The sequence below is a fragment of the Janthinobacterium sp. CG3 genome (assembly GCF_000344615.1).
Taxonomy (GTDB): Bacteria; Pseudomonadota; Gammaproteobacteria; order Burkholderiales; family Burkholderiaceae_D; genus Janthinobacterium.
The window spans coordinates 5,530,652-5,546,083 of sequence record NZ_KB467824.1 but is presented as its reverse complement, the minus strand read 5'-3'; the positions used below and the strand labels follow the sequence as shown (position 1 = coordinate 5,546,083).

Here is a 15,432-nt window from a genome sequence, read left to right as displayed (position 1 = left end):
TGGCCGCCGGCCGGCGTCGTGATGACGCCCTGGTTCGCCACCGCGCCCGCCGCGCCGCCGTCGGCGGCGAAGCGCTGCCGGCCGGCCAGGAAGTCGCCGTTCGAGATGGCCAGGCTGGACGCCACCAGGCCGTTGACGTCGACGCGCGCGTCGCGTCCGAACAGCACGCCGTTCGGGTTGACCAGGAACACCCGGCCGTTCGACTGCAGCGCGCCGAGGATGCGGCTGGGGTCCTGGCCGGTAATGCGGTTGAGCACGCTACTACCGGCGCTTTGCTGGATGAAGCGCGTCAGCTCGCCCGGATTAACCGAGAAGCTTTGCCAGTTGATGATGGCGTTCGGCGTATTCGTGATGGAAAACACATTGCCCTGCCGCGCGAACGTGGCCTGGCCGTTGACCACCTGCGGCAGCGTCGGTTGCGCCAGCGCCGGGCCGAAGCAGGCGCCGATCAGCAGGGCCAGGCAGCTGCGCCGCAACGGCGGCTGGCGGGACGGGGCGGGGCGACGGGCGGCGACTCTGGCGGGCTGGGTTTTCATCGGGTGGTCCTAGTGGTTCCGGATTGCTTCTCATGTTTGTAGTAGAACAGCGCGAACCTGAGGTGCAGGCGTTTGCTGTCGGGAGCCATAGCGGCTTGCCAATTCGTCGACGTGGCAACTAAAAGGGCAGGCACGTTCCTGTGCCCATTTGACAACCCAAGGCACTAGCGCACCACGCAGTCCACCACGCCGCCGCCCCTGCCAGTGGGGCCGTTCTGCGCGCCCGACGAGCTGGACGGGAACTTGGACGGCGGCGAGAACCGTATGCCGCCGGGGATGCTCGGCACCTGGACGGGCGGGATCATGAGCGAGCGCGCGAAGCCGAACTGCCCGGCCGCGAACGATTGCGTACCGCCCTTGTTGGTCACCGAAATGAGGCCGTCGAGGACATGGAAGTACAGACCCGACGTGAGGGCCAGCCTCGGCTGCGCCTGCGCCTGCGCCTGCGCCAGCATCAACGGCGCGATCGCCGCCGCGCCGGCCTCGCCGCGCGCCTCCGGCAAGTCCAGCGCCGCCGTGCTGGCCAGGTTGTAGGCCAGGCGCGTCGCCGCCAGCGCCTGCTCGTCTTCCGGCACGTACTCGACGATGAAGGTGGTGCCGCGGATGCCGATGGTGGCGGCCGGCGTCTTCAGCGAAAAGCGTTCCTTGTTGCGCTTGCCGAGCAGACCGGTGAGCGAGCGCAGGCCGCCCTTGATCAGCGTGAACGCGGCGTTGTCGGCGGCCGCCTTGTCGGCCTCGAAGGCAAACTGGTCGATGGTAAACGTGGTGTTCGGACGCAGCGTGATTTCGCTGTTGTCGATGAACTTGATCAGCGCATAGGTGTTTTTCTCCGTCACCAGCGTGTCGCCCTGCTCCACCTCGGACTTAACGGCCAGGATCTTGGCGCTGCCGTCGGCCTTTTTCGCCAGCAGCGGCCCGTTCAGGTTCATCACCGTGCCGGCCACCTGGGCGGCGGCGGCAAACGCCGCGCAACACAGCAGCGCCAGCGCCAGCCATACCTTAATTACAGAATGTTTTCTTGATGCCATCATTTTTTTCCACTCCCTGTTCATTGCTTGTTGATCTCGCGTCGTCGATCACCGGCGCGACGCCGCCCCCTTCGTTGGCCGGCGTCGCGTCCGACTCCCGCTCCACCGTCCCCAGCGGCGGCAGCTGCGCCGGCGCCGGGTCCAGCCCGCCGGACGAGCTGGTGTTGATCAGGTCGATGGTCGTGTTCAGCGCCTGCGTCAACGGCGCGACCTGCACCGGCGTCGCGCCGGTGCCGCTTTCCACCACCGGCACCGCGCCGCCCGCGAAGACCGAGCCGGGCGCCACCACCGCGCCTTGCGGCGCCGACAGCAGCACCGAGGCGCCGCTGATGCTGGCGCCGCCGCCGGCGACGATGCTGCCGCTGGCGGTGGCGATATGGATGCTGCCGGCGCTCGCCGTCAGACTGGACGTGCCGTCCAGCGTGACGCCGCTGCCGGCCGCCAGGGCGATATTGCCGCCGGCGTTCACGCGCGCCGCGCCCTGCAGCGCAATGCCGGTGCCGGCGCTCATGCTGACGTCGCTCAGCGCGGCCAGCCGGGCGCCGTCGCCGAGCACGATGTCGGTGCTGGCCGACAGGTCGATATCGGCGCCGCTGATGGCGCCCTCGACCTGGATCGGGCTGTGCGCCGTCAGCGAGACGTTGCCGCCGTTGGCGTTGATGGCGTGGCTTTCAATGCCACCGGTGTTGTCGATGACGATGTCGCCGGCGCCGCTGCTCAAGGTACCCAGCACCAGCGTGCCGGGCTTGCTGACGTTGGTCAGCGCGATGCCGCCGGCGCCGCTGTTGCTGGCGCTGAAGCCGCCGACGCGGTTGCCGGCGTTGCTCAACGCGACGCCGTTTTGCGCCCGCGCCACCAGGTTGGCGCTGACCACCGGACCGCTCTGGCTGATGCGCCCGGCCTCGGCGAACAGCGACACGCTGGCCGCGCTCAGGTTCGAGAACGCCAGGTCGCCGCTGGCCTGGACGATCGCCAGCGCGCCGTCGACGCCGAGGTTGCCGGCGCTTTGGCTAAAGCTGCGCCGCACGTTCAAGCTGCCGCCGCCGCCGACCACGCCGCCGCTCTGGGCGTAGTCGTCGACCGTCAAGCCGCCGCGCAGCACCAGGTTGCCGCCGCTGATGTTCAGGCCGGGGGCGCCGCTCAGCAGCGAGCGGTCGGTGGCGGCGTAACCCAGGGTCAGGCTGCCGCCGCTGACGCTGAGTCCCTGGCCGCCGTTCAGGTTGCGGATGCTGGTGGCGCCGGCACCGGCGTTGTAATTGACCACGCCGCTGCCCGTCAAGTTCACGTCGAGCACGTTGGCGCCGTCCGGCACCGCGCCGCCGTCCCAGTTCCGGGCCTCGCTCCACAAACCGCCGGCCGCGCCGACCCAGCTCGCCAGCGCCTTTTGCGTGATGTCGGCCGTGGCCGACAGGCCGCCGGGGACGAACTGGTAGTTGCCGGCGTCGGCGCCGCCCAGGCGGAAACCGCTGATGGCGACGTTCTTGCCGACGCCGACGTTCTTGTCGTCGAAGCGGCCGGCGCCGCCGAGCAGGCTGACCGCGTCGCCGCCAACCACGCCGTCCAGGCTGGCTCTGACGAGCGCGTCGGTGCCGCCGTCGTAAGCCCGGCTGGCGACGCTGACGCCGCTCAGGCCCAGGCGCGCCGGCGTGATGCTGGCGAACAGCGGGCCGGCCACCGCGACCACGTAATTGCCGCCGTCGGCGCCGCCCAGCGCCACGTCGCTGAGCGTCACCGCCTTGGCAACGCCGACGTTCTTGTCGGCGAAGTTGGCGCGCTGGCTGATGTCGAGCACGTCGCCGGCGACGCGGTCGTCGGCGACGCCGCTCAGGCTGGCCACGGTGCTGCCGTCGTAGACTTTAGCGGCCGCGGTGTAGCGCAACTGCAGCGTGCGCGCGGTGATGTCGGCGCTGGCGTCGGCGCTCAGCGAAGCGAGCGCGTAATTGCCGGCGTCGACGCCCTCCAAGACGAAGCCGCTGGCCTTGACCAGCTTGCCGACGCCGACGTTCTTGTCGCTGAAGCTGCCCTGGCCGCCGCTGACGACAACCTGGTCCTGGCCGATCACCCCGCCCAGCGTGGCGCCGCTGACGCTCGCTTGCAGCGTGCCGTCGTAGACCCGGTTGGCGACGCTGACGCCGGCCAGCGACAGGTTCGCCTGCGAAATGCTGGCCTGCAGGACAGGCGAATAGTTCAGCAGGTAGTTGCCGGCGTCGGCGCCGGACAGCGCCACCGAGGCCAGCGTCACCTTTTTGTTGGCGCCGGCGTTCTTGTCGGCGAAACTGGCGCTCTGGCTGACGCCGAACACATCGCCGGCGACGCGGTCGTCGCTGCTGCTGACGCTGGCGTTGACGTTGCCGTCGTAGACCTTGTTGCCGGCGCTGTAATTCAGGTTCAGCGTGCGCGCGCTGATATCGGCCGTGGCGCCGCCGGCGCTGTTGGCCAGCGCGTAGTTGCCGGCGTCGGCGCCGCCCAGGGTGGCGCCGCTCATGCCGATGCTCTTGTTGGCGCCGACGTTCTTGTCGGCGAAATTGCTGGCGCCGGCCACCAGCGTGACGCTGTCGCTGCCGAGCACGCCGCTAAGCGTGCCGCTGACGCTGGCGGCGGTGACGCCGTCGTACACCTTGTTGACGCCGGTCAGCGTGGCGATGCTGACGACGGCCTTGGTGATGTCGGCAAAGCCGCTGGCGCCGGAGCCGAAGCTGTAGTTGCCGATGTCGGCGCCGCTCAGCGACACTTCGGCCGAGACNGCCTTGCCGGTGCCGGCGTTCTTGTCCAGGAAAGTGGCGCTGCCGCCGACCGTCACATTGTCGCCGTCGATGAGGCGGTTGATGGTGTAGACCGCCCCGGTGAAGCCGGTCGAACCGTCGTAGACCTTGCTGCCGCCAATGCCGACGGTGAGCGCGCGCGGGTCGATCGTCAGGCTGGTGTTGCCGGAGTAGGTGATGTCGTACTTGGTCGACCACAGGCCGTCGAGCGCGTAGGTGCCGACGTTGCGCGCCGCCGTCGTATAGTCGAGCGCGCCGTCGGCGCCGGTGTCGCCCCCGGTCAGGCCGGTGTAGCCGATGCTGCCGGCGAAATGGCTCTGGCTGCCGTCGTATTCGCGCCTTGCGGTGGCGCTGACGTCGGCCGCCAGCGGCGTCAGCAGGGCTTTCAGCAAGGGACCGGTGCGGCCCTCGTAGAGGCGCCAGACCGGCGCGCTGCCGCCGAACTCGAAACCGGCGAAGCTCGCTTGCTGCATGCTTTGCGCCTCGGTCAGGCCGGTGGCGCTCGAACCGCTGCTGTTGTCAGCGCCCAAGCCCACGGCCTGGCCCGAGGTGCTGGTGTTCCAGTAGCCATTGCTCAGGCTGACGTTGTTCAGCCCGACCAGGCCACCGACGTTGGCAAAACCGGCCGCGTTGACGGCGCCGGCGCTGTAGACGTTGACGATGCTGCCGGAGCCGGATCCGCCGGTGGCGTTTTCCCCCACCAGGCCGCCGATATTTTCAGACATATAGTCGGGGTTGGCGACGCCGCTGACGGCGCCGAGCGCAAACGCGTCCTGGATCAGGCCGGCGTTCAGGCCGACCAGGCCGCCGACACGGCGCGCGCCGCCGACGCCGCCGAAGGCTGCCGACGCGCTGATTGTGCCGCTGCCATCGTTATAACCAACCAGGCCGCCGATACTCTCGCCATTGCCGGTCACGGCGCCGCTGGCGCGTGAACCGACGATGCTGCCGTTGTTGGAGCCGACCAGGCCGCCAATTGTCAAATCGCCGCTGACGCTGACGTCGCTGCTGACGTTCAGTACGCTGCCGCTGTTGACATAACCGGCCAGCGCGCCGACCTTGCTGACGCCCTTCACGCTGCCGCCAAGCAGCGACAGGTTCTTGACGGTGCCACCCGACAGCACGCCGAACATGCCGACGGAGGAGCCGTTGCCGCCGCGCCCCGCGGGCAGGTTGATGGTCAGGCCGGAAATGCTGTGGCCGGCGCCGTCGAGCACGCCGGAAAAGCCGAGGCCCTGGCCGTCGACGATCGGCGCGAATCCCCCGCCGCCGTTCCAGTTGACAGTGCCGGCCGCGGCGATATTGGCGGCCAGCACATACTCGTTGGCCATGTCCAGGCTGGCGATGCCCTGCAGGCCGTAGACGTCGGCGATCTGGTAGGGCGAGCCGCCGCCGCTGGCGCCGGTACCGCCCTTGACGCGCAGGAAACTCGCGGCGCCTTGGTTGATCTGGAAATCGCCCGCCGAGAACGCCGGCAGGTTGGCGTTGTTCTGCACCCAGCTACCCTGGTCGAGGCGGAACACGCCGCCGACGCTGAGCGCCGCCCGCGCGTCGATGACGGCAGGCGCGGCCAGGGTCAGGTTCGCCGGCAGGCGCAAAGGCGCGCTGATCACCATGCCGCCGCTGCTGTTCAGGAAGACCTCGATGCGCAAGTCGGTGTTGTTGTTGAGCCGGGCCAGTTCGGCGCCGCTCAGCTCCAGCGTCGCCAACTGCGAGTCGGTGCTCGAGCCGAGGTCGATCGCGTTTTGGGTCGACAGGCTGACGACGGGCGCGTCGATGACGCCGCCCTCCAGCACCATCTTGCCCGAACTCAGATGCACTTCGGTCGCCTTCAGGCTACCGGCGTTGGTGATGGTGTACCCATCGAAGGTCTGGGTACTCAGCTTGAGCTTGCCGGGCACCACCACCTGCGCCCCGGCGTTGATCGTCAGGTTGCCCATGCCCTCGTTAACGCCCAGCAGCAAATTGCCGTTCACCGAGCCGGCGTTGAGCGTGCTCGACAGGTCGAGATTGCCGACCACGGTCAGGTTGCCGGTCACATCGGCCCCGCTCGGCGCCACCGTGAGGAAGCCGCTGGTCGAGATGCGCCGCAGCTCGGCCTCGCTCAGGCCCAGCGTGCCGGCGGCGTCGGCGGCGCCGACGCCGACGTGGATCTGCTGCGTCGGCGAAATCGGTTGCAGCGTCACCGAACCGGTGCCGACGGCGATGCTACCGAGCAGGTCGATATTGTCGGCAAACAGGCGGACAATGCCGCCGTTGCTGGTGACGTTGCCGCTGACCCGCAGCGGGCCGCCGCCGGCAATCACGCTCAGGTCGCCGCCGACGCTGGCGGAGGCGATGTCGAGCGCCCCGCCGCCGCCGGCCGCGAGCACGGCGTTGAGCGAAGCGTCGAGGGTGACCGGGCCGCCGATCTGGTTATCGGCAAAGTTAAGCATGACGCTTCCGCCCGGCGCCCTGGCCGTCAGGGCGCCGACCTTCAGCGCCACCGATTGGGTGATATCGCCGGCGGCGCTGAGCAGGGTCAGCGCGCCGCTGCCGCCGTCGATGCCGGCGTCAAGGGAGATGCCGGCGGCCGCGTCCAGCGTCAGCGCGCGCCCGCTGCCCCAGGCCACCGGGCTGACCACCTTGATGAAGCCGGCTCCCCCGGCGTTCGGGTTGCTCGTCGTCACCGTCACGTTGCTACCGTTCAGCAGCTCCACCAGCGCCCCCGTGGTCAGCAGCGAGTCGGCCGAGCTGCTCGTTTCGGAAAAGACGTTGCCGCTGTTGCTGGCGTTGCCGGCGCCGGTGGGCGCCATGCCGGCGCCGGTGGCGGTGGCGCCGTCGACGGCGACGTAGATGTTGCTCGGGTCGAGCAGCAACTGCCCGGTCCTGCCCCTGGCCGCCGTGGTGTCGACGTTGCCCTGCATGTCGAGGTAGTGGCCGGAGGTTTCGACGAAGCCGCCGTCGCCGCCCTGGGCGCCGCCGCGCGCGCTGATGTTGCCGAAGACGCGGGTGGCGCCGTCGGACCAGACCACGACCTTGCCGCCGTCGCCGCGCGCGGTGGCGTCGGCTTTGAGCGTGGCGCCGGCGCCCAGGTAGCTCTGCTCGGCGTTCATCACCGCCGCGTTGGCGCCGCGGTAGTCGCCGCCGACCAGGATGCTGCCGCCGCCCAGCGCGCCGCTGGCGTCGACGCNGGCGTCGCCGGTCAGGCCGACGCGGCGCCCCAGCAGCTCGATCCGGCCGCCCCGGCCGGCGCCGGTGGCGCTGGTGCGGCTACCGGCTTCGAGCAGCGTGGTGTTGCTGGACTTGAGGACGATCTTGCCGTTCTCGCCGAGCACCGCGCTGTCGGCGCTGAGCCGGCCGCGCTGGTTCACCAGCGCGCCGAAGATGCCGATGCGCCCGCCCTGGGCGATCACCTGCCCCAGGTTGACGGCCTGGTCGGCCGGCGCCGACACCACCACCTGCAGCGCCGGGTTGGCGGCGTCGGCCAGTTGCACGCTGCGCCCGGCCGCCAGCACCACCTCGCCGTTGGGGGCGTTGATGATNCCGCTGTTGTCGACCTGCGGCGCCAGCAGGAACACNTGGCCGCCGGCCGGCGTCGTGATGACGCCCTGGTTCGCCACCGCGCCCGCCGCGCCGCCGTCGGCGGCGAAGCGCTGCCGGCCGGCCAGGAAGTCGCCGTTCGAGATGGCCAGGCTGGACGCCACCAGGCCGTTGACGTCGACGCGCGCGTCGCGTCCGAACAGCACGCCGTTCGGGTTGACCAGGAACACCCGGCCGTTCGACTGCAGCGCGCCGAGGATGCGGCTGGGGTCCTGGCCGGTAATGCGGTTGAGCACGCTACTACCGGCGCTTTGCTGGATGAAGCGCGTCAGCTCGCCCGGATTAACCGAGAAGCTTTGCCAGTTGATGATGGCGTTCGGCGTATTCGTGATGGAAAACACATTGCCCTGCCGCGCGAACGTGGCCTGGCCGTTGACCACCTGCGGCAGCGTCGGTTGCGCCAGCGCCGGGCCGAAGCAGGCGCCGATCAGCAGGGCCAGGCAGCTGCGCCGCAACGGCGGCTGGCGGGACGGGGCGGGGCGACGGGCGGCGACTCTGGCGGGCTGGGTTTTCATCGGGTGGTCCTAGTGGTTCCGGGTGTTGCTAGTGTGACTAATAGTGCTAGTACGACAGCGCGAGTCTGAGGTGCAGGCGGTTGCCGTCGGCCGGCGCGGCGCTGGCGGCGCGCAGCACGTGGCCGTAATCGAGCTGCAGGCTGGCCATGTCGGCGAACTGCACGCGCAGGCCGAGGCCGGCGCTGCCGATGCCGTTGCCGCCGGCCTCGCCGGCCAGCGCGTGCCGGCGCCACAGGTGGGCGGCGTCGTAGAACGCCAGCGCGCGGCATTGCCAACGCGCGCCGCCGCACCAGTTCGGCGTGTACAACTCGAGGTTGGCGGCCACGCCGGCGTCGTCGGACAGCGCCCGTTCGGCGAAGCCGCGCACCGAGCCGGCGCCGCCGGCGCCGAACTGCTCGCCCGGCACCAGCGCGTCCGGCGTGTACTGGCCGTTGACGACGGCGCGCGCCTGCCAGTCGCCCGGCAGCAGCCGGCTCAGGCTGGAGGCCAGCCGCAGCGCGCGGTAGTTGGCGCGCGCGCCGCTGCGCGCCGCGTCGAAGTCTTTCTGGGCGCCGTGGGCGCCGCCGGCGACGTTGCGCAGCAGCGTCACGGCGAGGTTGGCCTCGCCGCGCTCCAGCGTCCAGCTGCCCAGGTAAGCCACGCTGAGCGGGTGCACGGTGACGTCGCGGCCCAGTTGCAACCCCAGGCCCTGCAACTCGACGTTGTTCTTGTAGGCCTTGAAGTCGACGCCGTACACCAGCTTGCCCTCGTGCTTGTCGGCGCGCGCCAGGTACTGGTTGTAGCGGGCGCCGGCGACGGCGCCCTTGCCGCTGACGGCCAGGTCGAAAATGCCGGCGGCGACCGAGCCGGAGTCGACGTTCGAATAGCTGGCGAACAGGTCGATCGAGTCGCCGCGCGCGTACAGCGGCAGGTGGTAGCCCAGGCCGTACACGGCGACCCGGCTCGGCTCTTGCACGCTGGTGGTGTACTGCAGGCTCAGCACGTGGTCGCGGCCCCACAGGTTGGCGTGCTGCAGCACCACGCCAAGGTGGTTCTTGCCGGTTTGTTCGGTGCCGGCGTTGTCGAGGTTGGCGCTGACCTTCCACGGCCGCTCGTCGGCCACCTCGAGGGCGGCGTCGACCTCGCCGCTAGCCTCGCCGCTTTGCAGCTTGAGCGTGATCTTGCGGGCCGGGTTGTCGTTGGCCAGCCGCAGGCCGGTCGACAACGCCGCCATGTTCGGGGTGCGCCCCTCGACCAGGGCCGGCAGCGCGCGCCGCACATTGGCCTCGTCGACGTGGCGGTTGCCGCTGACGCTGACCCGGCCGATGCGGTTTTCCACCACGCGCAGCAGGACCACGTCGCGGTTCAGCTCCTGCTCGGGCAGCTCGACCTGGACCACGCTGTAGCCGCGCTGGTGGAAGGCCGCCTCGAGCGCCTCGAGCGCGCGCTGGATGTCGCCGAAGTCGCGCTGCTTGCCGGCGAACGGCGCCAGCACCCGCGCCACCTCGGCCGGATCGAGCAGGCTGTTGCCGCTGACGTCGAAGCGGCTGATGTCGAAGCGCAGCGCGGCGGCGGCGGCGTCGTCCGCGCCGCACGCGGCGGCGGCGGCGACGGACAGGACCGAGCCGGCAAGCAGGCGCAGTAATCGGTGTTTCATTGGTCAACTCCTGACTGAATACGGGTGTCGCGGGCGGCGCATTGCTTGAATAGTCGTGGCCGCTCGCCATGGGCGGCATCAACGGCCGCGGCCTCACGGCGAGCATGCTCGCAGTGTAGTCCGCTTTACCCTTGGCGGTCAGTAATTTTCGCCGCTTTCAATACGCCGCGCCGCATCGGCCGGGTACGCTATGGTGCGTTTGCAACAACGGCCCGGCCGCGCCGGCCTTACTTGGTGGTGAACGCCGTCACGCCGTCCCAATCCACGCCCGGCGGCTCGACGCGGTAGCGGGCGATGCGCTCGGCGTACAGGCGGTACAGCGCGACGTCCGGGCAGTCGCGCGCCAGCTCGCCGACCAGCTCGGCGGCGCCGTCCCACTGCTGCGCGCGCACCAGCGCCAGCGCGCGCCGCCAGCGCTCCAGCTCGGCCAGCAGCGCCGCGCCGGCCTGCTCGGCCGGCAGCAGCGGCTCGAAGATCGCCACCGGCTCCAGCTTGCCCTTGACGCGCACCAGGTCCAGTTCGCGGTAGGCGAATTCGGGGGCGGCGGCGCGGGTGGTGGCGCCGACCGCGATGCCGACGCCGTAGACCTTGGTGATACCCTCCAGGCGCGAACCGAGGTTGACGGCGTCGCCCATCACCGTGTAGGCGCGGCGGATGCGCGAGCCCATGTCGCCGACGTGCATCGGGCCGCTGTTGACGCCGATGCCGATCTTCAGCGGCGGCCAGCCGCGGGCGATGAACTCGTCGTTCAGGCGCCGCGCGCTGCGCTGCATCAGCAGCGCGGTGGCGACGGCGCGGCTGGCGTGGTCGGCGAAGGCCACCGGCGCGCCCCAGAAGGCCATGACGGCGTCGCCGATGTACTTGTCGAGGGTGCCGTGGTGGCTGTCGCGGATGTCCTCGGACATCGCCGTCAGGTACAGGTTGATGTATTCGCGCAGCGCCTTCGGCGTCAGGCCCTCGGAAATGGTGGTGAAGCCGCGCACGTCGACGAACAGCACCGTCAGCTCGCGGCTCTCGCCGTCCATATTGTATCGCTCCGGGTTGTCGGCCATCTCGGCCACCAGTTCGGGGGCGACGTATTCGCCGAAGCGCGACACCAGCGCGCGGCCCTTGCGGAACTCGAAGTAGTAGCCCCAGCCCAGGTTCAGCATGAACAGCGCCAGCACCAGCAGCGTGATGGCGGCGATGTTGAGGACCGCGTCCTGCGCGCTGTACATATAGTAGTTGAAGCCGGCGGCGGCCAGCAGCGCGGCCAGCGCCAGCGCGATCGAGGCGGCCGGCGACAGCACCGCCAGCGCCGCCGTCAGCAGCAGGCCCAGCGCCAGCACCTCGATGAACTCGATCGCCAGCGCGTAGTAGGGGCGCGACTTGAAGCGCCCGTCGAGGATCGACTTGATCAGGTTGGCGTGCACCTCGACCCCCGGGTATTCCGGGTTGACCGGGGTGGCGCGGATATCGTTGATGCCCGGCGCGGTGGTGCCGACCAGGGCGATGGCGCCGCGCAGCTGCGCCGGCGGCACCGCCCCGCTCAGCACGTCGGCCGCCGAGACGTAGCGGAAGGCGCCGCCGCGCGGCCCGCCGGCGCCGCGGAACTGGACGATGGTGGTGAGCGCCTCGCCGACCGGAATGCCGACCTGGCCGGCCGGCGTGAACAGCAGGATTTTTTCCAGCCCGCCGTTCTCCAGGTCGGCCGCCGACATGCTGTCGGCGCTTTGCGTGAAGTGCGGCGCGATCGCCCTGGCCTGCAGGTAGACGGCGGCGGTGGCCAGCGACAGCGACGGGTAGTAGGCGTCGCCGATTTTTTGCAGCAGCGTCGAGGAGCGCACCACGCCGTCGGCGTCGGTCAGCGCGGTGAAGATGCCGGCGCCGCGGGCGGCGTTTTGCAACTGGGCGATGTTGGCCTCGTAGCCGCGCGGCGACAGCGCCGTCACCGCGCGCCCGTTCAGCTCGCCCGCCTTGAAGGCCGGCGCCGGCAGCACGCCCTTGCGCTGCTGTTCCGAGACGCTGTAGCCCAGCACCACCGGCTGGCCGGCCATCGCCGCGGCGAACAGGCCGTCGTAATCCATTTGCGGCTTGAGCGCGGCGAGCCGCTGCTTCAGGCCGTCGACGCCGGCCAGTTCGCCCTGGGCCAGCTTCTCCAGCACCGCGTAGCCCGAACTGGTGTCGGGCTCGGGGAAGGAGATATCGAAGCCCAGCGCCGCCACCTTATAGTGGCCGGTTAGCTGGCGCACCAGGCGCGCCTGGACGTCGCGGCTCCACGGGAAGCGCCCGACCGCGTTCAGGCTTTTCTCGTCGATGTCGACGATCACCACGCGCGGGTCGAGCTGGGCCGGTTCCAGGCGCATGCGCAGGTCGGCCGCCATCGAATCGAGCCGCTCGATCGGCCCGCTGTCGAGCAGGCCGATGCTGCTGGCCGCCGCCAGCAGGGTCAGCGCCAGGCCGAGCGTCCAGCGCGCGCCGTACTTGCTCAGGCGCTTGCGCCATTGGTTCGAGATCAGGGCCATGCGCGCTCCGGCTGAAAAAAAGATCATTGTAATGTTGCAACTATGTTGCCGCCACATCTATCTTGGCGGCGGCGCCGTTGACACGATTAAAACCGGCGGCGTAACCCCGCGGTCAGGCGGCGACGCCGTGTCCCCGGGGGTCTGGCCCCGGCTCCTTGGCGTTGCTTGGCCTTGGCGTTGGCGGCCCCTTAACTTCACGCCGTTCACGGCACGTAGCCGGGAATGGCCGCCTCGTCGACGGCGTCGACCTGGCGCGGGTCGACGTGTTGGCTGGCGAACTCCAGGTAGACCTTGCTGCGGATAAATATGTCGAACAAGTCCGGGTCGATGTGGCCGCCCAGGCTCATGTTGCCGAGGATGTGCAGCGACTCCGACAGCAGCTTGCCCTTCTTGTACGGCCGGTCGGCCGCCGTCAGCGCCTCGAAAATGTCGGCGATGGCCATCAACCGCGCCTGCACCGACATGTGCGCCTTCGCCAGGCCGCGCGGATAGCCCTTGCCGTCCATGCGTTCGTGGTGGCCGCCGGCGTATTCCGGCACGTTGCGCAGATGCTTGGGCCAAGGCAGGGCTTCGAGCATGCGGATCGTCAGCGAGATGTGCTGGTTGATGACTTGGCGCTCGGCTTCGGTCAGGGTGCCGTAGCGTATGGTCAGGTTGGCCAGCTCGTCGGCGTCGAGGAAATCGCGCTCGGCGCCGTCCGGGCCGACCCAGCGCCGCCGCGCGATCTGCCGCACGCGCTCCTGGTCGGCCGGCGCCATGGCCTCGCCGCCGACGTTGGCCTGGCGCAGGAAGTCGCGCTCGGCGGCCAGCGCCGCCAGCCGTTCGGCCAGCTCGCGCTCGATGGCGGCGTGGCCGTCCGGTCCGGCCAGCTTCTGCTTCAGCGCGGCGATTTCGGCGTCGCGCATCAGCACCTCGAAGCGCGTGTCGAGCAGCGCGATGCGGTCGAAAATGGTTTGCAGCTTGGTGGCCTTGTCGACCACGTGCACCGGCGTGGCGATCTTGCCGCAGTCGTGCAGCAGGCCGGCCAGCCACAGCTCCTTGCGGTCGTCCTCGCTCATGCGGAAGGCGGCCATCGGCCCGCTGTCGCTCCGGTGCACCGCCTCGGCCAGCATCATCGTCAGCAGCGGTACCAACTGGCAGTGGCGGCCGGTGTAATGCGACTTTTCGTCGATGCCGATGTTGATCAGGTTGACCAGCGCCTCGAGCAGGTGCTCGAGTTGCAGCACCAGTTGCTGGTGGGTGATGGCCACGCCCGCCTGCGCCGCCAGCGCCTCGATGAAGCGCTGGTCGGTCGGCGAGAAGGCGCGCACGGCGCCGGTGGCCGGGTCCTTCGCGTTGATCAGCTGCAGCACGCCGATCAGCGCGCCCTCGTGGTCGTTCATCGGCACCGTCAGCAAGGACTGCGAGTGGTAGCCGTAGTGGCGGTCGAAGGCCAGCATGCCGGAGAAGTTGAATTCGCCGGCCTGGTAGACGTCCTCGATGTTGACCGATTCGCCGGAATGGGCGGCGTAGGCGGCCACCGAGACCAGGTTCGGCGTGCCGTCGGCGTCGCACAGCGGCACCGATGGCACGCCGATGGCGCCGCCCTGGCGCAGGCCCAGGCTGTCGTTGATGGAAATGTGGAAGTTCAGGCTGCGCCGGTCGGCGCTGGGGCGGTACAGCGTGCCGCCGTCGGCGCCGGTGAGGTTTTTCGCCACCATGACTATGCGTTCGAGCAAGGTGCCGATGTCGTGGCCGCGCCCCAGCGCGACGCTCAATTCGGTGAGCTGGTCGAGCCTTTGGGCGATTTGCTCCGGGTGCAGCGCGTGCATGGTGGGCGCCTGGAAAGGGGGGGACGCCGCCAGTGTAGCGCCGCTGAACGCGGCTGTACATCGCGGATTGACAACAAAATATTTAGTAATACACGGCAACACCCCGCCGGCGCCGCGAATTAGACTAGAATCGACTTTATCTCGACTGTGGCTACAAGGGCGAAGAATGAAAGTCAAATTCTGGGGGGTGCGCGGCTCGATTCCGTCGCCCGGGCCGCGCACGGCGCGCTACGGCGGCAACACCACCTGCATCGAGGTGCGCACCGACAACGGCACCCTGATCGTGCTCGACGGCGGCACCGGCGTTTACGCGCTGGCGCAGTCGCTGCCGCCCGGCCGGCCGGTCGCGGCCAACATCTTCATCACGCACAGCCACTGGGACCATATCCACGGCCTGCCCTTCTTCTCGCCGCTGTTCGTGCCCGGCAGCCGGGTGCGCCTGCACGGCGCCTACGACCCGCTCACCGGCAACGGCATCGAACACGTGATGGCGATCCAGCTGCAAAACAGCTACTTCCCGGTCAGCGAAGCGTCGATGGCCGCGACCATCGAATACCAGACCCTGGCCATCGGCGAGGCGATCGACGTGGCCGACGCGGTGGTCCGCAACGCCGAGATGAACCACCCGGTGACGGACCTGGGCTACCGCATCGACTGCAACGGCAAGTCGGTGTTCTTCAGCGGCGACCACGAGCCGGGGTACGACCACCACGCCGCCGGCGCGCCGACGCACGCCGCCGCCCACCTCGACATGGCCCGGCGCCAGGACGCCATCGAGGCCATCGTGCGGGGCGTCGACGTGCTGATCATGGACTGCTCGTACACCCGCGAGGAATACCCGGCCAAGCGCGGCTGGGGCCACGGCACCTTCGACGCGGCGTTCGCGCTGGCGCTGCGCTGCGGCGCCAAGCGCCTGTACTGCACCCACCACGAACCGAGCCGCGGCGACGCCGAGCTGGAGGCGGTGTTCGCCGACGTGATGGCGCGCCACGCGCCGCTGCCGCACGGCCTGCAAGTGTTCCTCGCCTACGAAGGCCTGGAAATCGACCTCCCCTGAA

General features: G+C 69.8%; 7 protein-coding genes. 1 reads left to right on the top strand and 6 read right to left on the bottom strand.

The window, feature by feature from the left end:
* The 6 genes from JANGC3_RS30065 to JANGC3_RS0124560 form a co-directional block, all read right to left on the bottom strand.
* Nucleotides 1-536: two-partner secretion domain-containing protein (locus tag JANGC3_RS30065; protein ID WP_157406997.1), on the bottom strand; the 536-nt coding region annotated here is incomplete at its 3' end.
* 164 nt (nucleotides 537-700) lie between these two features.
* On the bottom strand, nucleotides 701-1,567 hold the full coding sequence (locus tag JANGC3_RS0124580; RefSeq protein WP_026133467.1) for a FecR family protein: 867 nt from the start codon (nucleotides 1,565-1,567) through the stop codon (nucleotides 701-703).
* Nucleotides 1,536-8,423 carry a YDG domain-containing protein gene (locus JANGC3_RS30060; RefSeq protein ID WP_081611974.1) on the bottom strand — a complete coding sequence of 2,296 codons (6,888 nt, stop codon included), beginning with the start codon at nucleotides 8,421-8,423 and terminating at the stop codon, nucleotides 1,536-1,538. The genes JANGC3_RS0124580 and JANGC3_RS30060 overlap by 32 nt, the downstream gene beginning before the upstream one ends.
* A gap of 46 nt (nucleotides 8,424-8,469) precedes the next feature.
* Nucleotides 8,470-10,059 carry a ShlB/FhaC/HecB family hemolysin secretion/activation protein gene (locus JANGC3_RS0124570; protein ID WP_017879149.1) on the bottom strand — a complete coding sequence of 530 codons (1,590 nt, stop codon included), beginning with the start codon at nucleotides 10,057-10,059 and terminating at the stop codon, nucleotides 8,470-8,472.
* A gap of 227 nt (nucleotides 10,060-10,286) precedes the next feature.
* Nucleotides 10,287-12,563, bottom strand: coding sequence for a CHASE2 domain-containing protein (locus JANGC3_RS0124565; RefSeq protein ID WP_017879148.1), 2,277 nt, complete (start codon nucleotides 12,561-12,563; stop codon nucleotides 10,287-10,289).
* 203 nt (nucleotides 12,564-12,766) lie between these two features.
* Complete coding sequence (locus JANGC3_RS0124560) at nucleotides 12,767-14,374, bottom strand: HD family phosphohydrolase (RefSeq protein ID WP_017879147.1); 1,608 nt, start codon at nucleotides 14,372-14,374, stop codon at nucleotides 12,767-12,769.
* 166 nt (nucleotides 14,375-14,540) lie between these two features.
* Between JANGC3_RS0124560 and JANGC3_RS0124555 the strand changes: the two genes are divergently transcribed.
* The gene (locus JANGC3_RS0124555; RefSeq protein ID WP_017879146.1) at nucleotides 14,541-15,431 is read left to right on the top strand and encodes an MBL fold metallo-hydrolase; all 891 of its coding nucleotides are present in this window, start codon (nucleotides 14,541-14,543) and stop codon (nucleotides 15,429-15,431) included.
* Nucleotide 15,432: the final 1 nt, after the last annotated feature.